The sequence below is a fragment of the Streptomyces venezuelae ATCC 10712 genome, from assembly GCF_008639165.1.
Lineage (GTDB): Bacteria > Actinomycetota > Actinomycetes > Streptomycetales > Streptomycetaceae > Streptomyces > Streptomyces venezuelae.
This window is the reverse complement of record NZ_CP029197.1, coordinates 6,208,292-6,233,846: the sequence shown is the minus strand read 5'-3', so window position 1 is coordinate 6,233,846 and position 25,555 is coordinate 6,208,292. Positions and strand designations below refer to the sequence as shown.

At 68.4% G+C, this 25,555-nt stretch carries 15 protein-coding genes; 5 read left to right on the top strand and 10 right to left on the bottom strand.

The annotated features are described in order from the left end of the window. Positions 1–12 precede the first annotated feature (12 nt). On the top strand, positions 13–465 hold the full coding sequence (locus tag DEJ43_RS28800; protein WP_015036919.1) for a hypothetical protein: 453 nt from the start codon (positions 13–15) through the stop codon (positions 463–465). Between the two features lie 1,098 nt (positions 466–1,563). Here DEJ43_RS28800 and DEJ43_RS28790 read toward each other — a convergent pair. The 7 genes from DEJ43_RS28790 to DEJ43_RS28755 form a co-directional block, all read right to left on the bottom strand. Beyond that, positions 1,564–1,761 carry a DUF397 domain-containing protein gene (locus DEJ43_RS28790; RefSeq protein ID WP_041663013.1) on the bottom strand — a complete coding sequence of 66 codons (198 nt, stop codon included), beginning with the start codon at positions 1,759–1,761 and terminating at the stop codon, positions 1,564–1,566. Further along, positions 1,676–2,593 carry a helix-turn-helix domain-containing protein gene (locus tag DEJ43_RS28785; RefSeq protein WP_015036916.1) on the bottom strand — a complete coding sequence of 306 codons (918 nt, stop codon included), beginning with the start codon at positions 2,591–2,593 and terminating at the stop codon, positions 1,676–1,678. The genes DEJ43_RS28790 and DEJ43_RS28785 overlap by 86 nt, the downstream gene beginning before the upstream one ends. 392 nt (positions 2,594–2,985) lie before the next feature. Further along, positions 2,986–7,218, bottom strand: a complete 4,233-nt coding sequence (locus DEJ43_RS28775; protein ID WP_015036915.1) for an Eco57I restriction-modification methylase domain-containing protein — start codon at positions 7,216–7,218, stop codon at positions 2,986–2,988. Then, positions 7,215–10,463, bottom strand: coding sequence for a DISARM system SNF2-like helicase DrmD (drmD, locus tag DEJ43_RS28770; RefSeq protein ID WP_015036914.1), 3,249 nt, complete (start codon positions 10,461–10,463; stop codon positions 7,215–7,217). Before drmD ends, DEJ43_RS28775 begins: the two co-directional genes overlap by 4 nt. A 125-nt stretch (positions 10,464–10,588) precedes the next feature. Beyond that, positions 10,589–11,776, bottom strand: a complete 1,188-nt coding sequence (locus tag DEJ43_RS28765; protein WP_015036913.1) for a hypothetical protein — start codon at positions 11,774–11,776, stop codon at positions 10,589–10,591. Beyond that, positions 11,773–12,270 (bottom strand): DUF4365 domain-containing protein, encoded by a 498-nt coding sequence (locus DEJ43_RS28760; protein ID WP_015036912.1) that lies wholly within the window; start codon positions 12,268–12,270, stop codon positions 11,773–11,775. The genes DEJ43_RS28765 and DEJ43_RS28760 overlap by 4 nt, the downstream gene beginning before the upstream one ends. Positions 12,271–12,419: 149 nt before the next feature. Continuing rightward, on the bottom strand, positions 12,420–15,038 hold the full coding sequence (locus DEJ43_RS28755; protein ID WP_041664308.1) for a GmrSD restriction endonuclease domain-containing protein: 2,619 nt from the start codon (positions 15,036–15,038) through the stop codon (positions 12,420–12,422). A 223-nt stretch (positions 15,039–15,261) separates the two neighbouring features. On the opposite strand from DEJ43_RS28755, the gene DEJ43_RS28750 reads away from it, so the two are divergent. Further along, a complete protein-coding gene (locus DEJ43_RS28750) occupies positions 15,262–17,334 on the top strand; it encodes a UvrD-helicase domain-containing protein (RefSeq protein WP_306663840.1) in 2,073 nt (690 codons plus the stop codon). Positions 17,335–17,900: 566 nt separating this feature from the next. Here the strand turns inward: DEJ43_RS28750 and DEJ43_RS28745 are convergent. The 3 genes from DEJ43_RS28745 to DEJ43_RS28730 all read right to left on the bottom strand — a co-directional run bounded on the left by DEJ43_RS28745 (position 17,901) and on the right by DEJ43_RS28730 (position 20,205). After that, on the bottom strand, positions 17,901–19,016 hold the full coding sequence (locus DEJ43_RS28745) for a tyrosine-type recombinase/integrase (protein WP_041663010.1): 1,116 nt from the start codon (positions 19,014–19,016) through the stop codon (positions 17,901–17,903). A gap of 49 nt (positions 19,017–19,065) precedes the next feature. Further along, entirely contained in the window at positions 19,066–19,377 is a 312-nt protein-coding gene (locus tag DEJ43_RS38625; RefSeq protein WP_015036908.1) for a helix-turn-helix domain-containing protein, read from the bottom strand. Between the two features lie 639 nt (positions 19,378–20,016). Further along, positions 20,017–20,205, bottom strand: coding sequence for a hypothetical protein (locus tag DEJ43_RS28730; RefSeq protein WP_041663009.1), 189 nt, complete (start codon positions 20,203–20,205; stop codon positions 20,017–20,019). Positions 20,206–20,739: 534 nt separating this feature from the next. On the opposite strand from DEJ43_RS28730, the gene DEJ43_RS28725 reads away from it, so the two are divergent. Genes DEJ43_RS28725 through DEJ43_RS28715 form a run of 3 tightly spaced genes read left to right on the top strand, consistent with a single transcriptional unit; the run spans position 20,740 to position 25,544 of the window. Further along, positions 20,740–21,444, top strand: a complete 705-nt coding sequence (locus DEJ43_RS28725) for a hypothetical protein (RefSeq protein WP_041664307.1) — start codon at positions 20,740–20,742, stop codon at positions 21,442–21,444. Further along, entirely contained in the window at positions 21,441–23,423 is a 1,983-nt protein-coding gene (locus DEJ43_RS28720) for a hypothetical protein (protein WP_015036905.1), read from the top strand. The genes DEJ43_RS28725 and DEJ43_RS28720 overlap by 4 nt, the downstream gene beginning before the upstream one ends. Positions 23,424–23,459: 36 nt before the next feature. After that, on the top strand, positions 23,460–25,544 hold the full coding sequence (locus tag DEJ43_RS28715; protein ID WP_015036904.1) for a hypothetical protein: 2,085 nt from the start codon (positions 23,460–23,462) through the stop codon (positions 25,542–25,544). Positions 25,545–25,555: the final 11 nt, after the last annotated feature.

Here is a 25,555-nt window from a genome sequence, read left to right as displayed (position 1 = left end):
AAGGACTTGCCCGTGGCTCACGATGACGACGACCGGACCACCTTCCTCTTCTACGCGCCGGAGCGGCAGCCGCACGCCTGGTCCCTGGATCTCGCCGGCCTGGGCGAAGCGCTGCGGCAGTCGTTCACCGAGGCCCGCTACAAGGTCCGCCAGGACCACACCCACCAGGGCGAGCCGTACCTCTCCTTCTGGGCCGCCACCGACGACGGCACCGAGTACGACGGCACGGCCACCGTCCACGGGCGGGACTGCCTGGTGCTGGCCGACACGACGGCCTGTGAGGCCGCGTCCTTCCTCCTCTGGCTGCGGGACGACCACCTGCCCTCTCCCGATCTGATCCGCTTCAGCAGCGAGGCGGCCGTGGACCAGGGCATCGAGACGGACTGGCGCCTGCCGGGTACGGGCGACGCCGCGCGAGTGGCCGACGAACTGCGCCACCACCTGGCGGTCGTGGACGAGGCCTGATGCACGCGACGGCGGCCTCACGGCAGTCCCCGCAGGACGCGCCCGGGTCGTGGCTGCGGAAGGCCCGCTCACAGCCGTCGCAGGTGACGAGGGGCGCCGGGCCGGGCGGCCGTGACTCCTCCGCCGAGAGGGACGGCGGGAGGAGATGACCGAGCCGGTACTCCAGGAACCGGGCCGGATGGTGGATCGGTACGGGCTCGGGCGGAAGGTTCGCGGTCAGGGTCCGGGTGATCTGGGCGGGCGTCGCGGCGCGGGAGAGCCAGGTCTCGACGGCGGGCACGAGGCGCTGGACGTCTCCGGCGGAGAGCAGCAGCCGGGTGTCGGTGAGCCGGAAGCGGGCGAGGAGGTCGGCGGCCGGGCCGGTGGGAGGCTGCTGCGGCGGCTCTGGAGGGGCCGAGGGCTGGGGCTGTGCCTGGGGCTCGCTCGGTGCGGGTGGGACCGCAGAGGCGAAGGCAGGTGCGGGAGCCTGCGCCAGGGCCGGTTTCGGCTTCGACTTCGGTACGCAGCCGGGCTTGTCGTACGAGAGCGTGCGGGTGGCGAACCTGCCGCCGCCGAGGGGGATGCGGGGGCGGGCGATGTACCCGGCGCGCTCCAGTTCGTTCAGGGCCCGGCGGATGGTCGTCTTCGCTGAAGTGGAGTGCCAGGGCTTTGGCGGTCACGGAGACGCCGTCCGGGAGTGACTGGATGTAGACGGCGATGCCGATCGCGGCGGCGGAGAGCTCGGCGTGCTGGGCGAGGTGGTTGCCGCCCACCGTAAAGCGCTCGGTGTGGCGGTGCCGGATGTGGATCACGCCGGAGGGTGGGGCGTCGGCGGGGATCGCGGGGTATGCGGACGTGGCCGCGTTAGACTGCGGGTCAGCCATCGGGAAGCTTCTCTCTTCCAGATTGGTCAGGCCCTCGTCAGGATTGCAGTCCTGTCGGGGGCCGAATGCGTTTATGAGGTTGTCGGGGCCGACCGTACCGCAGCTGTCCGGTTTCCGGACGATCTGTCACCCGAGCGTGTGAGGACGGGGATTGGTTGGGTGGGTTCTCATCCGGTCCTTTTTCTTTGGGTGACGCGGGCGACCGAGACGCGCAGGGGCGCGCCCCGGTGAGCGATCACGGGCGCTTGATCGCCTCGACGAAGGTGGCCCAAGCGAGGGCGGGAATGAGGAGGGCGGGGCCGGCGGAGTTCTTGCTGTCCCGGACGGGGACGGTGTGGGGCATGTTGTCAGCGATCTCTACGCAGTCGCCGCCCTGCGTGTTGCTGTAGCTGGACTTGCGCCAGGTTGCGGCGCTGAGCTCGGGTTGGGACACGGGCTTCACGAGACAAGTCCTCCATCGCAGATCGGATCAGGCCTGCGGACCGGGCAGGAGACAGCGCCATGGCGCGCAGATGATCAAGTGCCAGTACGTACTCTGCGACGGTGTCACGGGACTCGACAAGTTCACCGGAGTGCGAACTCTCCAGGTAGGCCACGCAAGTGCGCCTCGGCGACGTCAGAATACTGAGCGAACCCCCGAGGAGCGGATGCTCCCCTTGCTCGAACGGCAGGACTTGCACGGTCACGTGCTCCCACTCATCGACGACGCGCAGCAGATGTCTCAGCTGCTCCCGGAACATTTGCCTGTCTCCGATGGGACGGCGAAGCACGGCTTCGTCAAGAATGGCCCAGAGGACCGGAGGCTCCGCGCGCGTAAGCGCTGCCTTCCGCCTCATCCGGGCTTCCAGCATCCGCCCCAGACCTGGCCCCACGCTTGGCCGCGCCACGGTGAGCAAGGCCCGCGCATAGGCCTCTGTCTGGAGCAGACCGGGAACGATGTGCGCCATGTACTTCTCGATCTTGAGCGCCTGCTGCTCCAACGACATGTACTTGCTGGCCCAGTCCGGGAACGGCGTCCGGTGGATGTGACCCCACAGGTCCGTCAGATCACCGTCAGCGCCCAGGATCGTGTCCAGCTTGGCGTCCACATCCTCTGGGGGGACCTCGTTGCCCAGTTCGAACTGAGCGACCCGGCTGTGGGCGATGGGGACCTCAGCGCCCAACTGGCGCTGGGTGAGACCGGCCCGCAAGCGGAGTTTGCGCAACTTCGCGCCGTACAGGGCCGCGAGGGAGGCCGATGGGTCGAGTTCCTTCGGTGCGGGCACTGACGGTCCCCCCGTTTTCGCTCTGCGGTTCCGAAAACCGTTACCCTGAGTGATCGTAGCCACACGCATCCATGCTCGTCACAGGAAGTCACGAACGACGAGGAGAGTGTGCGGACTATGGGAACGGCGAGTCAGGGGGCAAGTGTTGAGGCGATCGCGGACGCGAGGGCCGCGCGGGACGAACTACGGCAGGCACTGACAGAAGCGGACGTGCTACTGCCGTCCCTGGGACTCGACACCATCCCCCTGGCCTGCGCGTACGGCCCCGTCCTCGTGGACCTCGGGCGGTGCCGGCCGGATGTGGCGAGGCGGCTGGCTTCGGTGTTGCGGAGCTGCTCGGGGTGAGGGTGGGGTGGAGGCGTCTTGGGACGTCTCCACCCTTCCCCTGCGGGTCAGAACAAGCTCGGCGGCTCCTCGGCAGGAGGCTTCGGCTTCCGCTTGGCGGGGGCCGCCGCCTTCTTCTTGGCGCCCTTCTTGTCGTGCAGGCCAGCCGTGACTTCGGCGGCGTAGCGGCGCTGGTTCTCTTCGAGGAGCCGGTCGAGGATTTCCTGACGGACGGCGGGGCCGACGGTGTAGCGGGGGCCTTGGCGTGTGTCGTGGAAACCGTGGTCGAGACCGCCGGGCTGGGTGAGGAGGTCGTCCCAGCCGTAGGCGCGGGCGACTTCCTCGTCGATGGCGCGGTGAATCTCGCGGAGTTCGGCGATGTCGGGGTCGGTGCAGGTCTCGTCATGGACGAGGTTGTAGGTGGCGGTCAGCCCACCGCGCTTGAGCATGATCTCGCGGCGGCGGGTGTCAAGCTGGTCGCCCAGCTCGCGGAGGGCGGGAGTAAGTTCGGGGCGAGCGAAGGTCTCGAACACGTCGGACGGAGTGTAGCGAATCCGTGTTTCGAGCGTTGAAGCGCGCTCAACCGTCCACCAGTAGTGCGGCGCGCTGCTCAGTAGCGCCAGCAGCGCCGTGTCGTCCGACACGAAGACAATCGCGGCTTCGCTAATGACCTGCCGTGTGGAGACCAAAAGCGGCATGACAGCCTTGCTCACCCTGGTAATAGCCAGCACGCGATCAAACTTCTTCATCCCCGTGACCAACGCTGGGCGCTTGTCCGCGTAATGCCAGTAGCGCTGCGGCAGCGGGCTTCGGAGAACGTATTCGCCCTTCGCATCCTTCCTCTGACGTTCCGGCTTAACTTCATGCTCAATAATTTGGAACACGTCGCCATACGTCCGCGCTCGCTCTTGAGTCCAGTCGTGAAAGTTGATCACCCAGCGACTAGCCGAGAAATCTGGACGGGAGTTCAGATCCTGCCCATTGAGATACGGGAACAGCACGTCGCGGTTACGTTCATCCCGTGCGATCAAATCCCGGGCTTCTTCAGGCGACATCATGAATCCTAGCCCCAAGACGATAGACCCTTGAAACGAAATACCCTGGTTCGAATCGAGGCGTTCGGCGCTGCCAGTCACCCTCGACGCTGCGTCCAGCGAAGGCGTGATGCCCTGGACGGGTACTCCGTCGGCCACCCGGACCCCATCATTGGCAATAGGCGCTCGACTCGTCCACACAGCGCAGTACTCCAGAACTGCGCTTCGCGACGGCCAAGGACTACTCTTGACAGACTGACGAATTGCAACGCCTTCATCAACCAGCTGATCGAGTCCGACTTCGCGACTGTCTCCCTGCGCGAGAGTGTTCGTCGCGATAAGACCTGTCTGGCCGAAGTTGTTGAGAACATCGTGAGCTCTCAAAAGGAAGTAGGCCACCAAGTCCGCACTCCCCCGGACGCCACCTCCCAATTCCCCTACTAGATATTCGCGATACTCGTCCCCCATGGCTCCGGTGAGTTTCTTGCCTCCCAGAAACGGCGGGTTCCCCACCACTGCATCGAACCCGCCCCTCTCCTCCCACACCTCCGGGAACACCAGCGGCAAGTGCACCGGCTCCCTATCAAACGCGCCCTCCGGCTGCCCCGTAGCCAGCCACTCCCGCGCCAGCCGCTCCGCAGCCCGCAGCTCCTCCGCCTCCGCCTCGCCCTCCGGCGCGTCCGCCACGTTGTGCGCAGCGGTCACCGCCTCGAATGACAGGCGGTCCTGCTCCTTCTCGCCCCGGCCCGCGCTCGCCAGTGCCGCGCCCACCACCAAATCCGCGTACACGCTCGCCTGGCGGGTCTTCTCCCGCACCCGCGCCAGGATCGCGCGCTTCTCCGCCAGCTGCTCCAGGTCCGTGCCTGGAATGCCCGCCAGCTTCCGCCGCTCGGCGGCGACCTCCGTCACCACCCGCCGTACGCCGCCCGTGAAGTCGATGCCGTCGCCGTGAAGCTTCCGCCCCCGCGCCGGGTCCAGGTGCATCGCCTCCAGCTGGTCCACCGACGTCACGCCCAGCAGCGAGTCACCCGCCACCAGCCTGTCGTCCAGGAACGTGAACGGGCGCTCCCGGTCCATCGAGACCAGCCACAGCGACAGCTTCGCCATCTCCACGGCCATCGGATTGATGTCAACGCCGTACAGGCAGTGCTCTATGACCTGCCGCCGCGCCTCCACCATCACCGGGTCCGCCTCCGCGTCTACCGCCGAGGCGGACAACGATCCCGCCGCCTCCAGGTAAGCCGCAGCCCGCTCGTCGCCTTCGCGACTCCAGGCTTCCACCAGCGCGTTCGCCAGGTAGCGGCACGCCGCCACCAGGAACGCCGCCGAGCCCATCGCGATGTCCGCGACCTTCAGCTTGAGCAGCTCGCTCGACGGCTTCGGGCGCCACTGGGTCTTGTTCGCCGTCTGGAGCGGGCCGTACTCGTAGATCAGCGGCTCCAGCGCGCCGTCCGCGACCTGCTGGGCCAGGGTCTTCGGGGTGTAGTGCGTGCCCGTGTTCTTGCGGAGCGAGGACTCCGTCACGTACAGGGCTCCGGGCTGGATCACGACCGGGAGACCGCGCAGGTCCGGGCGGATGATGCCCTGGAAGGGGAGCAGACGCTCGGTGAGCTCCGCGTCGCCGCCGGTCGCGGCGAGGAGCTTGCGCCGGGCCTCGCCAAGTGCCGGCTCCTCCAAGGGGGCCAGCGCCTTGGTCACCTTGGCCGCCGCGCCCAGACCGGTCGTCTTGTTGTACTCGTCCGCGAGGGCCGCGCCCAGGCCGTCCCCGTGCGTGCGGGCCAACGATTCAAGGCGGGTCAGCAGGACCTCCGCCTCCAGGCCCGGCTTGCCCACCAGGCCCACGATCGTGTCCTCGGCGCGCCGGCCCTGGTACGAGAGCAGGCCCTCGTACACGTAACCGATCTGCTCGACGTCCAGCGTGCGGAAGGTAAGGCGGCGGCGCTCGCGCTTCTTGCCCGTCCCGATGGAGACGTACTGCACGGACTGGAGCATGTGGAGGACGGTCCGGTCGTCGATCGGGAGTGGGTCCGTGGGGTCGTCGGCACCCGTGCCTCGCCCCTCCAGCCAGGGGAAGGCGTTCGGGTCGAAGATCGAGCCGTCGTAGGCGTGCATCGACAACGACGGGTGGTCGACTCCGCCGTAGACCGCGTTGAAGAGGGCGATGAGCCGGTGCCAGCCGGCCCAGGACAGCTCCAGGTCCTCCTCGGTGGTCTCCGCGGCGCGGTCCTCCAGGTCCTTGCTGAGCCGGCCGGCTGAATAGGACTGGACGTACAGCTCGTTGTCGCTGGGGAGGAGACCGCGTTCCTCGGCGAAGAGGAGGAAGACGACGCGCATCATGATGGCGACGGCGCCCCGGTAGACGTCGTGGGCGGGGACCTCGGCGAGTCCGCGGCGGCCTTCGGCGCGTTCGTTAATGTCGGCGCGGCCGATGGCCTCGACGAGGAGTTCGACGGCCTGGCGTACCTGTACACCGAGGGCGTCGGTGACGTCTTCCTGGCTGTCCAGGGACTCGCGGAGCAGCGGCAGCAGCATCTCGTCGTCCTCGACGGAGAAGAAGCGACGGCGGCTGAGGAGCGAGCGGAAGGCGCGGACGACCACGCGCTCGGCGGGTGCGGGCCAGTCGACGGTGTCGAAGACGGCGGAGGTGGTGACGCCGCCGCGCGGCGCCCACACCAGGGCCCACCAGCGGCCGTCGGTGACGAGGCCGAGTTCGATGCCGTGGTGGCGGCAGAGGTGGGCCATGCGGTCGATGGGGGTGGCGGACCAGGTGGAGGCGGGGACGCGCTTGGCGGGGTGCTGGCCGGCGGGGACGGACAGGCCGAGGATCGCGCAGTCGGCGACCAGGGAGGCCGTGTCGGTGGCTGTGCTGCCGGGCTCCAGGAGGGCGAAGGTGGGGGCCACCCGCTCGCCGTCGTGTTCCGGGATGTCGACGGCGAGGGCCTCGGTCAGGCTCTCGCCCGTCCGCAACGCGTCTCCCCAGCCGAGGAGTTCGCCGAGGATGAAGTCGGTCCACGCCTCCTGGCCGGCCGCCGGGTCGGAGAGCCAGACGCCGTGTTCGTAGCGGAGGCTCGTCCGCAGGGGCTTGTCGATCGCGTCGAGCTGCGGCCAGGCCTTGAGCAGGACGGGCAGCGTGAGGAAGGGGCCAGACACGTCGACCAGGCTGAGCCAGTCGAGGTGCTGCTGCTTTCCGTCGGGAGCCGCCGGGCGGAAGGCTCCGCCTCGGGCGCGGCCCCGGCCGCCGGTACCGCTCGTACGGTTGGTGCTCACTTGACGGCCTCCCGGCGGGGAACGACGAAGACGACGGCGACGGGGAAAAGGAGCGCCTTGGGGTCGGCATAGCGCGCGGCGACGGAGGCGAGTTCGCGTTCCTTCTCGCTCTCCAGGGCGTGGACGCGCCGCTCCCAGTTCTCTCGGTCGCGACGCTGCTGCTCGGCCTCCTCGAACTCCAGCTCCAGCTGGCCCTCCTCGGTGTCCGTCCGGCCGATGGCCGCGCGCAGGGAGTCGCGGAAGCGGTCGATCTGGGCGGAGATCCGCTCCGCCTCGTCGCGGCGGCGATTCTCCAGGCGGCTCTCCAGGGCGGTCTGGCGGTTGCGGGCGCGCCACTCCAGCGAGGAGACGAGGCCTTCGCCCACGTGGGGCCAGGCCGCGGTGAGCCGGTCGCGGAGCAGTGGGGAGGCCTGGGTGGAGTCGGTGAGGGCGTCGTCGAGGATCTCGCGGACCGTGGTGACCTTCTCCAGACGGCTGAAGCGGGCCGGGGCTCCGGTCTCCTCGCGGAGCCAGCCGCCGGCCTGGAGCACTTCCTCGTGGAGGCGGATGCCGTCCGCGCCGACGAGGACGAAGCGAGCGAACGCGCCGACGAGGGTGGTCTCCAGCTCGGGGTGGTCGCTGACGACGGCGGCGACACGGGCGAGGCCGGCCTGGTTCTTGTTCCACACGGCGGCGCGCAGCAGGCGCGTGGACATGGAGACCAGGGGGTGGCCGAGGTGGGCGAGGACAACGTCGTCGCGGCCCTTCGCCGAGGCGGCGTCGAAGGTGACGGGGCGCTGGACCTCGGGGCGCAGCTTGTCCGCGAGGCCCTGCGAGGCGCGCTCCCAGGAGCTGGTGAGCGTGGGGACCTCGTAGAAGCCCTCCGCGAGAGCCCGCTCGTCGGGGATCGGGCGGATGTCGTGCTGGCGCGCGAGCGGGAGGGCGGTGGAGACGACCCGGGCCACCCTGCCCGGGGTGATGCCGAGCGTGTCGACCGTGGCCTCGACCTGCTCCTTGAGGCGCTGGGCCTGGGCCTGGGCGTCGCGCTCGGCGGCGACGTTGCCGCCGCGCCGGGCCTTCTTGTTCGCGTACATCTCGGCGCGGTCGACATCGAAGTCGGCGCCGAGGTCGCCGGTCATCCGCCGCTGGACGGCCTCCGCGAGGACGGCGTTGACCTTGCCCAGGTCCTCTTCCATACGGGCGACCTTGATGGCGACCCGGGAGAGGAATTCGAGGTCGGCGTCGTAGGTGTCGAGGGTCTTCTCGAAGCCGCTGCCGATGAAGTGGACGATCTGCGGCGCGGTGGTCTGGCCGTAGCGGTCGATGCGGCCGATCCGCTGCTCCAGCTTGTTGGGGTTGAAGGGGATGTCGTAGTTGACCAGGCGGTGGCAGTGCCGCTGGAGGTCGATGCCCTCGCTGGCGGCGTCGGTGGCCAGCAGGATGCGGACGTCGTTCTCCGCGGGCTCGGCCTGGAAGGCGAGACGGAGCCGTTCGCGTTCCTCGGCGTTCATGCCGCCATGGAGGAGGGCGACGCGGTCGCCGCCGAAGCCGTGGTCGCGGAGGAGGTTCTGGAGCCAGATCTGGGTGTCGCGGTACTCGGTGAAGACGACCACGCGCTCGTTGAGCCAGTGTCCGCCGTCGGCGGTCAGGCACTCCGCCTTGAGGTAGTCGATCAGTTCGCGGGCCTTGGAGTCGGCCTGGGCCTGGTGGCGGACGGCCCACTCCCGCATCTGCTCCAGAAGGCCCGCCTCGTCGCCGTCGGTGCCGGGCTGGAGGGTGGTCGCGCGGGCGATGGCGTCGTCCTCGGCGTCCGCCAGGGGCTCGTCGTCGTAGTCCGCGTAGTCGTCGAAGAAGGTCTCCTGCCAGTCCTCGATCTTCTCAGCCGCCTCCTGCTTCCTGGTCCGCAGGGTCTCCAGGTAGACCTCGATGGTGCGGGCGAAGGCGTCCGGTGAGGAGAAGAGGCGCTTCTTCAGGAGCAGGGTGACGAGGTCGGCGGCCTTGCGTCCGCCCTTGAAGCGGGTGCCGAGCTTGGCGCGGCGCAGCGCGGCGTACTCCTTGAGGAGCCGGTGGATGCGCCGCTCGTCCTCGGTGTAGTCGACGGGCAGCGCCTTGGTCCCGCGCTTCAGGAAGCGGCGTTCGCCGGTCTCCGGGTCGCGGATGTCGTCCTTGAGGCGGCGGACGACGGTGTCCTTGACCGCTTCCGGGTCGGGCTCGACGCCCCGGGCGAAGCGCTGGCCGTCGATGATCTCGAGCAGGGCGGTGTACGACTCCTGGTAGCCGTTGTGCGGGGTGGCGGACAGGAAGAGCCGGTGCTCGAAGTACGGGGCGAGGCGGCGGATCAGCTTGGTCTGCTGCGAGTCGACGGGGTACAGCTGCTTGGGCGCGGAGGGGGCGACGTGGTGCGCCTCGTCGAGGATCAGCAGGTCGAAGGGGCGCTTGGTGGGTACGGCGGTGTCGGCGTCGGAGTCCTGGGCGGGCAGGACCTCGGAGAGCAGGCGCTGCGCCTTGGCGCCGCGCAGCCAGGGGAGGCTGACGATCGACAGCGGGTAGATGTTGAAGGGGTTGGCGGCGCTTCCGTGGGTGCGGCGGACCTCGGCGCTGCGCTCGGAGTCGATGACCGTGAAGTCAAGACCGAACTTCTCGGCCATCTCGTCCCGCCACTTCACGGTGAGACCGGCGGGGCAGACGATCATGATCTTGTGGGCGCGGTTGCGGAGGATCAGCTCGAGGGCGACGAGGCCGGCCTCGATCGTCTTGCCGAGGCCGACGTCGTCGGCGAGGAGCAGGTTGACGCGGGGCGCCGCGATGGCCCGGGATACCGGTTCGAGTTGATAGGGCTCGATGGCGACGCCGGACCGGAAGGGCGCCTGAAGCGTCCGCACGTCCGCCGAGGTGACCGCCGACCAGCGGACGGCGTCGAGGAACGCGGCGAGACGCTCCGGCGGGTCGAACTTGCCGGCCGATACGTCGGGGAGGGAGCCGGTGGGCAGCCTTCGCCGCCCCGGCTCGACCTCCCAGATGACGGAGAGGGTGTCGTTGTAGCGGCCCTCCTCGACACTGTTGAGGGTCACGAGCGAGCCCGCGCCTGGCCTGCCGGTCCCGCCCGTGTCCGTACCACCCTGGTCGACCTCGGCGACGACCCAGCGCAGGCCCCGGACCTCGACGAGGTCGCCGATCTCGGGGACCGCCCGCTCGTCGCCGGCCTCGGCGCTCCGGCGGACCGCCCGCTGTGCCACACCCGCCAGGTCGGTGGTCGGCGTCGTCATCGCTCTCCGCACTCCTCTTACCGCCCCGGCCTGGGCGAATACGTCAAACACAGCCATTCAAGCACGTGGGCGACGGCCCACCGGGCCCACTCTGGCACGGCCGGGCACCCGGCGTACCGGTGTTGTCACAGCACGTCGAAGCCGGTGATCCGGGTCAGCTCGTGGTAATTGCCGCGCCGTGTCAGGTCGCCCTCGATCCGAAGGTCCCGCCGGTCCCGGTGGGCCTCGGTGGCGCGGTCGTACTCGGCTTCCGTGAGGTGGATGTGGATCTGCCGCTCCTGACCGACGAGGTCGCCGTTCTCTCTCATCAACCGGGCTACGACGGTCACATCGCCGGGGCCGATGTCGGCGGCGCGCTTGAGCTTCGTGGTCCGGCCCACGATCGTCACGCCTCGCTCGGGCGCCTGACGCCGCAGGTCCTGCGCGCCTTCGCGCAGGATTCGCACATCTCTCGGCGAGAACTCCAGAGGGCCGCTGCCGTACGGCACGGGCCAGCGCGGCGACCAGCCGAACGAGAGCGAGAAGCCGTGCAGCGACGCCTCGTCCCGCCCCTCACGTCCGTCGTGGCCTCCCATGCCGGCGAGCGCCTCGCAGAGGTCGGCCGAGACTCCCTCGTCGACGGCTGACGTGAACGGGTCCGCGTCATCGAGATCGTCGGCGTCGTACGCCGCCGACCGAGCCGCGCTTACCGCCTCGTACATCCGACGGGAGACTCGGCGGGCGAACGGCTCCGGCGCCATGTCCCACTCGGGCACGTCCTCGAAGAGGTGTCCCTGCGGCCCTTCCTCCGGCAACGGCACCTGGACCTGGAAGACGTAACTTCCCGGCGCCGACGGGCCGAACCGGGCGTTGTCGACGAAGTCCTTGGCCCGCTGGGGCTTGCGCCGGGGATGGACCAGGCGTGGCCCGTCCAGGACGGTGTCGCACGCGGCCGCCATCAGCAGGTCCCGCGCACTGGTGACCGCGAGTACCGCCGCCTGCACCGGAATGGTGCCCGACGGGGTGCGCGGCATGGTCCGGATGTACTGCACGTCGAGCCCGGACAGGGTCAGGTCCTGGTGGACGGCGGCCGGGGGCCGCCCCTCCAGCTCGGCGAGCGCACCGATCAGATCGGCCATGCGGTCCGTGTAGTCGGCGAGCTCGCGGTCCAGGGGAAGCAGTACGCGGCGCGGCCGGCCGTCCCACTCCCGCTCCCAGCGATCGCTGTAGCGGACACGGCCGCCCGGGCGCCAGCCCCTCTGGTACAGATACCGCTCCACGTCGCGCGGCCGCAACCGCTCCAGCTCAGGCTCGGGCACCCCTACTGCCGTCATGGTGCGGGCACCTCCTCGCACGCCCGGTGGAAGAACTCGTGCGCGTCGACCGTGAGCAGATTCTCCCTCGGGACAGTGACGGTGACACTCTTCTGACCCTGCTGGATCGGGAGCGGGCGGTCTTCCAGCGAGACCCAGTACGCGGAGTGCCAGAGGACCAACTCGAACCCGCTCACGCGGACGTAGGCGGCGGGGTCCTGCGGCACCAGGACGACCACCAGATAGCACGGCACCTGCCGGCGGCCGCGCAACCGCTTGAACTGGTCGATCGTCAGGGTGATCTTGAGGCCGCCGGCCGGGTCGAGGTCGCCGATCCTCCGGGTCTTCACCTGGAGGGCGATCTGGACATCGAGCTCGGGATCCTCGTGGTCCCGCCCGAGGATCATGTCCTTGCCGATGTCCGGATAGGGCACGGCCACCTGGAAACCCGCCGCGGCGGCGATGGCGGCCACGAAGGTCTCCCCGTACCACCCCTGGTGGTTGTTGTGCTCCATCCGCCCCCGCGCTCCGGTCGCAGGCCACCCGCCACGCGCCCACGCCCGGAGTGACACCGATCACTGCCGGCAGAGTAACCGAACGGTGATCTTGCGTTAAGGGCAGATCCGGCCAGGGTCCGCGACCATGTCAGGTCGCGTCGGTCGGGTCACCCGGCACCCCCGGGAGCATCGTCGACAGGGCGGCGGGCCTCCGCGAGCGCGACGGTGTGGACGAACCACTCCAGGACGCCGCGCAACTCCTCACCGTGGTCGGCGAAGACCTCCAGCGGGAACGAGGGACGCAGGTCCAGCTTCGCCTCCGCGAGCACGATGCCCTCCACCCGGTTCAGTCGCGCCATCAGCTCGCGCCGCAGCACCTCGTCGTCGAAGGGCGGCCGACGCTTCAGGTGCTGAAAGACCACCTCGGCGGTGCCCGTCACCGGATACAGGGCCAGAGGCCAGAGCGATCGGGCGCGCGCACCGTCCAGGGACAGCATCGGGAAGCAGCTGGTCTCGCTCTTCTTCCCGTAGTCGAGGGAGCCGCCCTGCTCCTCCCAGAACCGCAGGGTGGCGAGCACTCCCTCCGCCGTGCCGGGCGTCTGGTTGTCGCGCAACAGCATCTCGAAGCGCGCCGCCGCGGGCTCCCCGTCAGCAATGCCCCCGGAGCCTCCTGCCCCCTCGGCGGTCCGAACCGGTGTCTCGTCCTCGAAGTCGTCCTTGCCCACCAAAGCGGCCAGGTCCCCCGCCGTGAGTCGATGGGCCCGGCGAGCACGACCCCACTCGTCGAACGGAACGCCCTCGGACTCCAGAACGCTCTGCGGATCGGGCGTGTCCTCCTGCCCCTCGGGCCAGCGGAAACCAGGCGAGATCTTGCCGTCGGCCGTCAGCACGCGATAGGCCCCGTGCAGCGCGGGACGGGTGCTGATGTGGTTGCCGACCGCGACGGCATGAGTACCGATGAGGGCGGCGAGGTCACCGTACGTCGTCCACGTACCGGCCGGCATGCTCAGCAGTGCCCGGCGCAGCTCTCCCCAGCCGGCCCACTCGGCGTCGGCGTGGACCACCCCGTCGATGGGCCCGGGCCACAGCTCCACGGCCCGGTCACTCATCTCCTCGGCGCGCGCGAGGATCTCCGCCCTCCCCCAACGCTCCTGGGCCGCGATGTGCTGGTTCATGCGCAAGGCGCTGGAGTCGAGGATCTGCTGCTTGCGGTGGAAGGGGTGGTTGGAGAGGCGGGTGTTGTCGCCGGAGAGCGTAAGGTTGCCGAGGGTGTGCACCAGCTGGGTGTGCAGCTCCTCCGGGCTCTCGGTCTCTCCGGCCTCCTCCGCAAGGAGGTCGAACCACTGCTGGGCGGGGTGCTGCGGCAGCACGTGCTCCACGGTGAGCTTCGCCTTGCCGTAGTCGACGGGCTCGCTGGCGGCGTAGCTCTCCTCGAAGCGGCGCAGGATCTCGAAGCGCTGGTGCGAACGCCCCGTCTTGTAGAAGGGGCGGCTGCGGATCGACTCCCGCGTCACCGCGTCGGAGGGCCAGACCCGCGTCCCCGTCTTGGCGGACAGAGCGCGTCGTACCGCGTCCGCGAGCGAACGCCCGTTCTCCAGCTCCTTCTCCACCTCCTTGGGCAGTTCCATGAAGGTGCGGTTGTTACCCGTAGTGGAGTGGCCGGCGAACAGGCGCCGCACCATGTAGCTCTCTGCGTACGCGAGAGCGGCGCTCGCTTCCTTGGGGTCGCAGTCCCCCTCGTCCAGCCGGTCGAGTAGCTGGAGCGCGAGCGGATAGTGGGTCTGGCCGCCCCAGCGGGCGAGCCTTTCCAGGACCTCGCGCAGACCGGGGTCGCTCTCCCTCGACGGCTCGACGATCCGCATGAGGCGACCGGCCCGCACGTACAGCCTCGAGACCTCCGCCTCCAGTGCGTCCTCGTCCGAACTGATCGGTTCGAGACGCCTCTTCTGGTCCCGGTAGATCTCGCTCTGCTTGGCCCGGTTGTCACCGTCGACGACCAGGTCGAGCCAGACGAGCAGCTCCAGCCTGGCCGGGCCGAGCAGCTCCTGCATCGGCAGCCACAAGGTGCGGTAGACAGTCTCGCCACGCTTGGGAAGGCACATGAAAAGGTAGTTGCGCAGCAGATCGCTCTGACTGAGGCCGACACCCGTGTTGTTGATGGACTCGAAGATCCGGTACACGTTGTCGCCCTCGGTGGCGGTGATCGACACGATGGAGAGGAAGCCCCTGAGTACGGACTCCACGGCGCCGGTCCATTGATCGTCGGCGCGCTCCTCACCCTCGGTCAGAGCGGCCAGGAAGAACCGGTAGGCGCCACCGATGTTGCCCGCGCCGCCGGCCGTGGGGAGCGACTCCACGCAGGCGACGAACGCCTCACGGTCGGCCTGCGTCGGCAGGAGACGGTAGTGGTCGTTCCCGTCCTGGTAGCCGTTGACCAGGATGAGGTCGTGGATGCGGGCGGCCTTCTTCTCCCGCCCGCGAGCGCGGTGGTGATCCCGCAGGGCGGTGAAGGCGAGCATCAGCGTGGTCAGCCGCTGCTGGCCGTCGACGACGAGCCAGCGCTGCATCCCGCCCGCCGCGACCCGCTCCGGCGCGAGCACCACCGACCCGAGGAAGTGAGCCGCCGGCTCCCCGCCCTCCAGCTTGTCCTCGACGAGTTCCAGCACGTCGTCCCACAGCTGCCGCAGCTCGTCACGCTGCCAGGTGTAGGTGCGCTGATACAGCGGGACCTGGAACTGCGTCTCGCCGTGGACCAGCTTGCTGAACGTCGTCTGCTGCGCGTGCACGCCCATTCCCTCCCCAAGTCTTGCCCCGTCGGCCCGTCATTGTGCCGTACCCAGGTACGGTGATCAGCGGAATCGACGACCGTACGACCGGGGGCGCACCATGGCGACACTGGGAATCCACAAGGACTTCCTCCTGGAATTCGCCAAGTTGGAAAAGCCTGTCCAAAAACGTGTGCATGAGGTCTTCGACAAGTTTCGGAAACACCGCCACGCGGGGCTGCACTTGGAGAAGCTGGAGAAGTCCCGCGACCCCCGCATCCGGACCATCCGCATCAACCAGTTCATGCGCGGCGTGGTTCTGGCTCCGGAGGTGGGGGACAGCTTCCTCCTGCTCAAGGTCATGCCTCACGACGACGCCATCGCCTGGGCGGTCAAGCACCGGGCGACCGTCAACTCGGCTACCCACGGCATCGAGTTGCGCGACGACGTCGCTCTGGAACGCGCGACGGCCGGCATCGACGCCCTTCCGGGCGACCGGCCCGGTGCCGCCGATGACACCCGACGACTGTTCGGGGGGGTTGCGGACAAGGACCTGATCAGGCTGGGCATCGACGCCGACCTGCTTCCCCTGGTCCGGCATCTCGGCACCGAGGTCCATCTCGACGCCCTGCACAAGGTCCTTCCCGAGCAGCAGTACGACGTGCTGGCGGGGCTTGCGGCGGGCATGACTCCGGAGGACGTGTGGCGCGAGGTCGTCGCCATACAGCTGGAGCAGCGCTCCGCGGCCCCACGCGAGACCCGGGCACCACGGACCGAGTCGTCCGCGGCGCCGGTCGAGCAGGACGAGTTCTCCGCGGCCATGGCGCGGTCCCAGGGGCGGATCGCGCTCGTCTCCGGCCCCGACGAGTTGACGGACATCCTGTCCCGACCCTTCGACGCCTGGCGGATCTTCCTCCACCCCAGCCAGCGCAAGCTCGCCTACCGTTCCTCGTACACGGGTCCGGCACGCGTCACCGGCGGCCCGGGCACCGGGAAGACCGTGGTCGCGCTGCACCGCGCCCTGCACCTCGCCCAACAGCTGCCGGCGGACGCACCTGACGAGTCGATCCTCCTGACCACCTTCACCCGCGACCTCGCGGCCGACCTGCGCAGCAACCTCGAACTGCTGATCCCCGAGCCCGCGCTGCGGGCGAAGATCCGGGTCGTCAACGTGGACGCGCTGGCGAACCAGGTCGTCCGGGAGGAGCGCGGCGCACCGCTGGCGCTGCTGGCCGCACAGAAGGAGATCCTCAACCGCTGGAGCCGGACGGCCCAGAGGCTGGAGATCGATTTCACCGACGTCTTTCTCGACCAGGAATGGCGGCACGTCATCCTGGCCCAGGACCTCCGGTCACCGGAGACGTACCTGAAGGCTTCCCGCTCCGGGCGCGGAGCCGCGCTCAGCCCGCTCAAGCGGGCCCAGGTGTGGCGCGCCGTCGAAGCGTTCACCCAGGAGCTGCGCCGGGCCGACGAGTGGACCTTCCTCCAGGTGTGTGCGGAGGCCGCGCGCATCCTCCAGGACCGAGGCGGGGACCGCCCCTTCCGTCATGTGGTGATCGACGAGGCGCAGGATCTCCACCCGGCTCAGTGGCGCATGCTGCGCGCTCTGGTCGCCCCGGGGCCGGACGACCTCTTCATCGCGGGCGACACCCACCAACGGATCTACGGGAACCGGGTGTCCCTGCGCGGCCTCGGCATTTCGGTGGCCGGCCGGTCGACCCGCCTGCGCATCAACTACCGCACGACGAAGGAGATCCTGACCTGGTCGACCCGGCTCCTCGCGGACGCGAGCGTGGACGACATGGACGGCGGGCAGGACTCACTCGCCGGCTACCGGTCCGCGTACCGGGGTGCCAGGCCGGAACTCGGAGGCGCAGCCACCAAGCCGGAGGAGATCACGGGCCTGGTCACCCGGATCTCCGAGTGGATCGGAACGGGGGTCGCGCCGCACGAGATCGGTGTCGCCGTGCGGTACGTCCAGCTGGGCAAGGACATCGCCCAGGCCCTGGAAGAGGCGGGGATTCCCTCGCTCGTCCTGGGGGCGTCGGCGGCGGCCGTTGAGGGGGTCCGGGTCGGGACCATGCACCGCATGAAGGGGCTCGAATTCCGCTGCGTGGCCGTCGCCGGGGTGAGCGACACGGTCGTGCCGATGCAGAGCGCCCTCACCCCGGAGGAGGTCGACCCCCAGCAGCACCGCGAGGACCTCATGGGCGAACTGAGTCTGCTGTTCGTCGCCTGCACGCGGGCGAGGGACGCCTTGCGTGTCTCCTGGCACGGCATCCCCAGCCCCTTCCTTCCCGAGCAGGTCACCGCCTGAGGCAGTCGGCCGATGAAACCGGGCGGCGCCGGAACAGCCCGTCGACGGAGATTCACAAAACCGTGCTCCTTACGGGCGGTCCGGCGGAGGTGGGCGGTGAGGCTGTCGCGGTGCGGTGCTCGTCAGCGAGGGTGAGTCCCTGACTGTCGAGGGCACCGCACTCGTCGGCCGTCTGCCAGGCGGCGCACATAGCCCACCCGCAAAACCGCAGGCCAGCCGCTTTACTTCGCCGGCTCCAGAATCGCCACGCACTCCACATGATGCGTCATCGGGAACGCGTAGAGGCGCCTCACCGCCGAAGAACGTGCAGGTCAGAGGCGAAATCCTCTTGACGCACGGAGCGCCGTGCGTCAAACGTGCGTCACACCCGAAGGCGCATGCGTCAGAGGCTCGTTGCCCGTGCTCAAGCCGATCACCGATCGAACCGCTGCTGCTGACGGTACCGGAAACGCAGCAGCGTCGGAGGGTGCACCCGCAACGGGTGCGCCCTCCGACGCTGGGAAAGTGCGGCGTGCAAGGTCTGCTCGCCTCGACCACGACCACGCTCGGTTATCAAGTTGGGATGCTCAGGCCGCCGCAGCAGGGATGATCAGCTGGGACTCCAGACGCGTCCAGCCACCCAGCACCGCCTGATGGGCGTCCGGGGCGAGGTGGGCATACCGCTGCGTCGTCTGGTAGCTCTCATGGCCGAGCAGGTGCTGCACCTCGTACAGCGACACTCCGTTCTGCACCAGCCACGAAGCGCACGTGTGGCGCATGGAGTGTGGAGGATAGTGCGGCAGCGGACGCAGGTCCCCGGCAAAATCAAGGAACGTCGCCTCCTTCACCGCTGGCCACCAGACGTACTTCCGCCAATTACCGTCGTCGAGCAGCCGCCCAGCCCGCCCTTTAGTAACGGTGGTGAAAACAACACCGTCCTTCTCACGTCCGTGCATATGGCGCGCCAGCGCTTCGAGCACGTGATCAGGGATGGGGACCTCCCGGCGGCTCCTGGAGCTCTTCGGGTACTCCTTGATCCCGGACTTGGTGTTGACCTCCACCACGAACAGGCGACTGCGGCGCCAGTCAATGCGATGGCCATGCAGCCCCGCGAGTTCACCCCATCGCAGTCCGGTGTAGAAGGCCAGCAAGGCCATGGTCTGCCAGGGCTGGTCCAGCTTCGCGAGGATCGCCTGCGCCTGCGGCACCGTGAACCACTGAGGCGGTTTGACCGCTTCCTTAGGAAGATCAATACCGCGACACGGAGTGACCGATATGAGGTCCTCCTCGACCGCTGCCTTCATGATGGACGATGTCAGGTTGTAGGCCCTGCGGATCGCCGAGGCCCCGGTACCGGCCACCGTCATCTTGCGGACCCAGGACTGCACGTCGAGTCGCGCGATGTCACGAAGCTCCCAGTCGGCCCAGTGGGGAGTCACGTGGTTACGGATGGACGACTCATCGCCTCGGCGAGTGTGCGGTTCAACGACGCGCGCTTCCCACCATCGATCGTGCCAGGCACCAAACTTGATCTTTCCAGCAAGAGGATCGCGGTAGGCGGACCTACTGAGCTTCGCCTCTTCGTCCCTGCCCCAGGCATGGGCCTGAGACCTCAGGGGAAACGTTTCGCTAATCCGATCACCGGCCCGGTTCCTGACAGTTACCTGCCACTTGCCGGACGGAAGTTTACGAAGGTAGGCCATTCATTCTCTCTGTGACGCGATGCATACGATCGAAAAGTAGGAGGCGGAGCTAGGCGGAGCGCCTACACGAAGTTGCTGACGTACGTCGACCCACGAATTCATGCACATCGCGACTGGGTATCCGCACACGCGAGCGCCCATTCCCTGTGCGGAGGTCAACGACCGACAGTTCCCCCAACTCGATGTATCGGTAGACGGACCTGCGGCTGATATCGAGCATCTCTGCGACTCGCGGAACTGAGAGCAGGGAATCGCACACAGTTGGACCTTTCACCTCACGCGGCAAGCCCCGTGAGCGCGATCGCAAGTCGGCTGCCACGAGAGCGGAGCTCACAGGAATGGACAGGGAGGCCAGCACCATCCACCGCCAAGTAGTCGGCGCGGCCGATATCCATGGTCTCCAGAATCGCCGGTTAGGCTAACCGGCGTTCATGGGCTATGTTGCGCACCGCTTCAGACGCCTGAGGCAGCCCCTCGTCACAGCTGGACTCGTCAGCGAGCAATCCGATACACCCTCTCGCCTGACGTTTGGCGGTCCACAGCCCAAGCAAGAAGACCTTCCTTTGTGAGTCGAGCGAGGCTTCGGAAGGCGACGCGTTCGCAATCTTCAATGGCACGAGCCACCTGTCGAACATCGACTCCGGGATGCCTGGCCACGTAGGCAAGGACAGCCCGGTCCCGACGGTAGTCACGTTGCAGAAGATCCTCTCCGAACAGCCCAGCAGTACACGCGCACAGACACAGTCCAGTCGATACACCCCCGAAATCAACACGCGCCTGGGCCAGGGCAGCATTCAGCGCACCTAGGGCAAACAAGAGGGGGCATGAAACCCGAACGAACCCCGAAATACCTGAAGCACGAAGACTTGCCAAAATCCACCCGTCTAGGCCACTGCGACAATTGAAAAGGGGACGGAGGTGTAGGTTGACATGCTTCTACGCAGGGTTCCACTCCCACTCAGGAAGTTTCGTCTGCTGTGAGCGATTCCGAACCCCGACCTCACCCCTCGGCGGCACCGCGCACCCACTCGAAGGAATCCCACGTCGAAATAGCGACCACCAAGTTGAGCTTCTTGACGTGCAAGGGCTGCACAGCGGCGATCACGCACGTCGGGATGGAGCTGGGCAGGATGCCCCGGCTGATGACGGCCGTACGGATGGCCAGGGCCGATGAAACCGGCCGGCTCACGCGTCCACGGTGCTCGCGTGCGCAGAGCCGGGGCAGCCGACGAGTATCCGCTGAATAGGGGGCCGCCGGTGCTGCGGCGCGGGAGGACACGGGCTCACGCTCTGGTCCGCCGACGTGCAGCTCGATGCCTGCAAGCACGACACCCTGGCCCGCCTGGGGCTCGCGCAGGCGTCTGCGGTGACGTGCCGCCAGGTGCAGATGGAGGGGCAGCCCTCCTGGTGTTCCTGGTGTCGAACGGGGCGCCCGACCAGGTCTAGCCGGAGGACGACTACACGGGCGATGCCACCGTGGTGGCCTTCCGCCTGGGCTGACGACCACTCCGCGGGCCCAACGTCGGCATTGCGCCTTCCGAGAGAGCCGGCGTCCGGGCCTCCGGTCTTCATTGAACTCCAGGTGCCTGCCCGGCATCAGCCAGTCGGCAGCATGCTGTTCCATCGCCGCGCCCGGATCTCCTCGATTCTCGGGTGCCACGAATTGTGGCGGGAATCCGAAGACCCCATGGGCAGAGCGTGCGCGGCTCACTACGCTGGCGCAATGGATCACAACAGAGCGGGCGCGGAACCTGAAGGCCCGCCGACCAGCCGCGAGCAGGACGCCGTCCGCCTTCTGCTGCTGATCGATGGGGCCTGCGAGCCGCTCTCCGTACCGGAGCTGGCCGAGCCCGTCCTGCAGCAAGCCGTCGGGGTCATGCGGACGCAGGTCAAGCTGCAGAAGCTCGACTTCTGGCTGCGGAACCCGGACTTCCTCGCCAACGAGCTCCTCAACGGCTACGAGGCCACGGGAGAAGGTGAGCTCCTGGAGCACGCTGCGGCGATCCTGGATTCCGAAGAACCCGAGGTTCGCCGTTATCCGATGCTGCGCCACCATTTCGGTGCCTACGGCTGGCTGGATGACGCTCTGTCGGTTCTGCGTAGTGCCGGACTGATCATCCGCCAGCGGCGAGGAACGATCGATCGTGTGCGCCAGCACGACTACTACCTGCTGCAGCACGGCCGCCAAGTGGTGCAGGAGATCATCCGTGAAGCGCCCGCCTTCGCGTACTACGTCGACCGGGTCGGGCTTGTCCTGGCTCTCGCAGGCGACCGGCGGGGAAGCGAACTCAAGGACATGCAGTACCGGATCCCCGAGTACGCGGAGACGCCGCGGGGACAGGAGATCCGGTCGATCAGCGCGAAAGCGCGAGGGCGCCTGGCGGCGCTTCGCCAGGAACTCGCGACACACGGAGGGGGACAGGTGTGAGTGCGCCACAGGCTGAGGTAGCCCTTGAGGACAGGATCGCGAAGAAGGCGGGCGTTCCGGTCGACGACGTCCGTGACGTGTTCGCGGCCTACGGCCTGCCCCTCGTCGTTACGCCCGCCCGCGCCCGACCTCTGCGACTGCATCGGCTGCGGCTAGCTGGGGAGCGGACCGGTGACGTCCAGCCGGGTCCGTTCGATACCCCGCTCTACTTCTCGGAAGGTCTCACCGCCTTCGTGGCCTCGAATTTCCGGGGTAAGAGTTCGGTGTTGGAGCTGGTGACGTGGTGCCTGCGCGGAACCTGGCGCGACGCGCTGCAGACCCGGGTTCGCCACTGGCTCCGGCATGTCGATCTAGACGCGACCGTCGCCGGCACTCCCATGGCGTTCCGTCTGGACCTCGAGGAGGGGGAGATCGTCTCCGCTGTCGTCTTGACCGGCCCGGATATCACCGCGCTCGAAGAAGTACGCGTCCCCGACCCCCGTCGGGGGATCACACCCCTGCTCCGGGCGGCGAGCACCGCAAGCTACGCGGAGCAGATCGCTGGGCTGATGCTGGGCCGGATGGACCTGCAACCCCTCCTCAACAGCCGCAAGGAAACCAGCACCACAACGCACGGATGGCCTGCGTACTTCGGAGCGATCTATCTCCCCACCGGCGCCGACAAGCCGCTCATGGGCGACGTTATGACCGACGGCCTGCCAGGACGCCTGCTGCAGGTCTTCCTCGACCTGCCGGCCGCTGCGGCTCTGACCCGGGTCAAGACGGTCCGCGACGTGCGGGTCGCCGGCAACAAGGCACGCCGCAAGGAGGCCGAAGCGGCGGCTGCCGCGCGTACGACGGAGCGGAACCGCCTTCAGGACGAACTCGGCAAGGCCCAGGAACTTCTGGCCAGCTTGAGTCCGATCGGCACGAGCGATGTCTCGCTGGTCGACCTCGCGCACACCGCCATGGACCTCGCGCAAGCCGTAGCCGACGCGCAAGATGTCTGGGAGGAGGCAGACCGCACTTTCCGCCGGGCGCGCACGGAACGGCAGCACGCCGCGAAACTCCTCAACGACGTCACCGAGAGCGCAACCGCCCGCCTCCTGTTCCACGGACTCAACCCGACCAGCTGCCCTCGATGCGACCAGACCATCGACGACGAGCGTCGCCGCGAAGAGCGCCAGGCGCACACCTGTGCGGTCTGCGCCAGGGAAGTAGTGGGTGATGACGAAGACCCGCAGGCCGTGACCGCCGAAGCCGAGACCCGACTCGAAGCCACCACCGCCGCCGAAGAAGCCGCGAAGACCGAACGCGAGCAGGCCCGAACCGAAGTTCGGCGGCTCACCGGCCAGCTGGAGGAAGCCCAAGCAGAGCTGCGGCGCGCCCAGTCGGCCGCCGACCTGCCGGCGCGGCTCGCCGCACACGAAGCCGTACTGCGCCTCGAAGGCGCACTCAGCGTGCTGGAAGCCCCGCAGGAGACCCCTCCGGACGAGGCGGAGGAGAAGGCCATCCGCATCCTCGATGCTGCCGCCAGCCTGCTTGACGGTGACAGCAAGGCCACAGCGGCGAAGCTCTTCGAAGAGATCAACGACGAGATCGCCAGTCTCGCCACCGGGTTCGGGGTGCCGTCCCTGCAGTCCGTGTCCATTGACCGCGCAGCCCGCCTGAAGATCTACCCCGTCGGTAGCGCACAGGAATGGTTCCAAGGCCAGACAGCCGGCGCGAAACTCCGGCTACGTGTCGCGGTCGCCATCGCCCTCCTGCGGATCGGCCGACGCAACGGCGTGTCGACTCACCCCGGCCTGCTGCTGATCGACAGCCCGAAGTCTGAGGAAATGCAGTCCGCAGACGCCCATAAGCTCTTCCGAGAACTGGCCGCGGTCGCAGCCGACAGCGAGCTCCAGGTCCTCCTCACCACGGCGGACTTCGATCTTGCCAACGCCACGCTCCCCAAGGACACCATCCGGCAGGCGGCCGAGGGCGCCCCGCTGTGGTGACCCACCTCCGGCACGTTACGAGAAAGGACGAGGGACATGCTCCAGCTCGCCGACCGGCTCACTGAACTGGCCGCGGGCAGCGAGCCCATCACCTTCCCCGCCATCGGTCTGCCCCCTGACACGGTGGTGGGCCAAGCCGGGGCAGTCGCCGCCGGCCCTCTCGCCCCCTTCCTCGCCGAGGCCGTCGCCGACGCCTACAACCGCGGGGACGCGCAGTGGCAGACCGTCGCAACGACCCTTCCGCCAGGCCTCGCCACCCAACCCAGCGTGCTCCACCTGACCGCCTCGCTCGATGCCCTGCTCGACAGCGCACCGGCGGCCAAAGCCCTCGGAAAGCCGCTGACCACCGCCCTCCTGAACGACCTACTGTCCCGCATCGAGACGACGCCGCTGCTGGCCGCCGCCCAGCTCGAAGGAGCCGTACGGCTGGCGATCGCCGAAGCCGTCAGCCCCTTCAAGGTGTGGCAAGCCCTCGAAGAGGTCCCTGTCGACGGACCCGAGGACTTTCTTGAGCGGCTGCCGCGCATTCTCGGCCTCACTCTCGACCGCTGGGCCCAGGAGGACACGATCGCCGACAGCGTCCGAGACCTCCTCGTGCAGCTCACGAATGACGAAGCCGCCGACGCCGATGCCATGTTCGAACTCGGCTGCGACCTGCTGCGCCGCGCACTCTCCTCGAAGACTGTTGGTGAGGTGACCAACCACCTCGTCCAGGCCCGCAGGCACTTCACGCGCGCGGCCCAGGCCGACGAGGCCCGCCACGACGCCGAGACCTTCGCCGCAGTCTGCGACGCAATCATGGCGTTCAGCCGGCACGACGCGAACGCCATCACCGATGCCGCAGACCGGATCGCGAACCTCCTGGACCGGCGCGAGGCCTGGATCCACCGCACTCACCAGCCCGCCTGGCTGCAGCCCAGACGCTCGGCCGAGATCGCCTGGCACGAGCTCGTCCTGCAACTGCGCGGCGCCGCCCACGCCCTCAACGAGGATGCCTGGCTGGACGGCTGGCAGGCCCTGGGCACGGTGCTCACCGCCTACCGGGCCAGCCGCACCGTCCAGCCGATGACCAGCGACAGCAGCCACGGACTCGCCACCCTGGTCCAGCCAGTGATCGAAGACAGCTTCCTGTGCCAGCAGGCCTTCCTCGCACAGCTACGCCGAGCCACCCAAGAGACTGAGCGCCACGCAGACAGCGGTTTCGACGCGGAGACCGCCAACGCCCTGCTCAACGCGATCGAGAACACCTCATCACAGCGCGAATCCCGCGACGCCAGCTCGACAGGCCGAGATCACTCCGAGGACGACGACCCCGACCGGGCCCTCCTGGCCCGCCTGCAGCGCCGGGCCCCAACCCTGCTGATCCTCCTCGGAGCCGATCAGGCGCTGCGCATCGCCGCCGCCCTGGACGATCCCACGCTCCTCGCCCTCGAGGGGATGGCCCACGACAACGACGTCGCCCGTCTCGAAGCCACAGACCCAGTCATCGTCCCCAAGCTCGACGAACTAATGGAAGCGCTGCAAGAGCATCCCGCGTTCACCGGCGAGACACGAAGGACCTTCTCGGCCCTAGTGCGACAGACCCTGCTGTTCCTCAAGAGCCGCTCCGACCTCACCCGGACAAACCTCGTTGGCAGCAGCAAGAAGGGCCAACCTCCGCCTTTCGACTACAGGCGCAAACCCGAAGGAAGCAACGCCCGCAAGCCGGTCGAGGCCGACCTCCAGCGCGACTTTCACCAATGGCTGCAAATGGGTCCGCTCCACAACGCGGTCATGGTCGAACCCGTCGACGTGGCCATGGGCCGCGGCGACGTCATGGTGCACTTGGGCAGCCTGCGCTACCTCACCGAGATCAAGAAGGACGATTCCGACAACAGTCGCCAGTACCTGGAAGGCCGCTACCTCACGCAGACAGCGGACTACAGCAACACCAACGCGCCGTTCGGACAACTCCTTGTCCTCGACCTCACCTCCAAGACCGGCACCAAGGGCAACCTCCGACTCGAAGAGAGCGTGTGGAGCACAACCCACCGGCCGCACGGAGCAACCGTGGACCGCGCCGTCGTCGTCGGCATCGTCGCCGGTAACCGCACGACGCCCTCCAGCTACTCCCGGAAGTAGCCGGTCCCGTG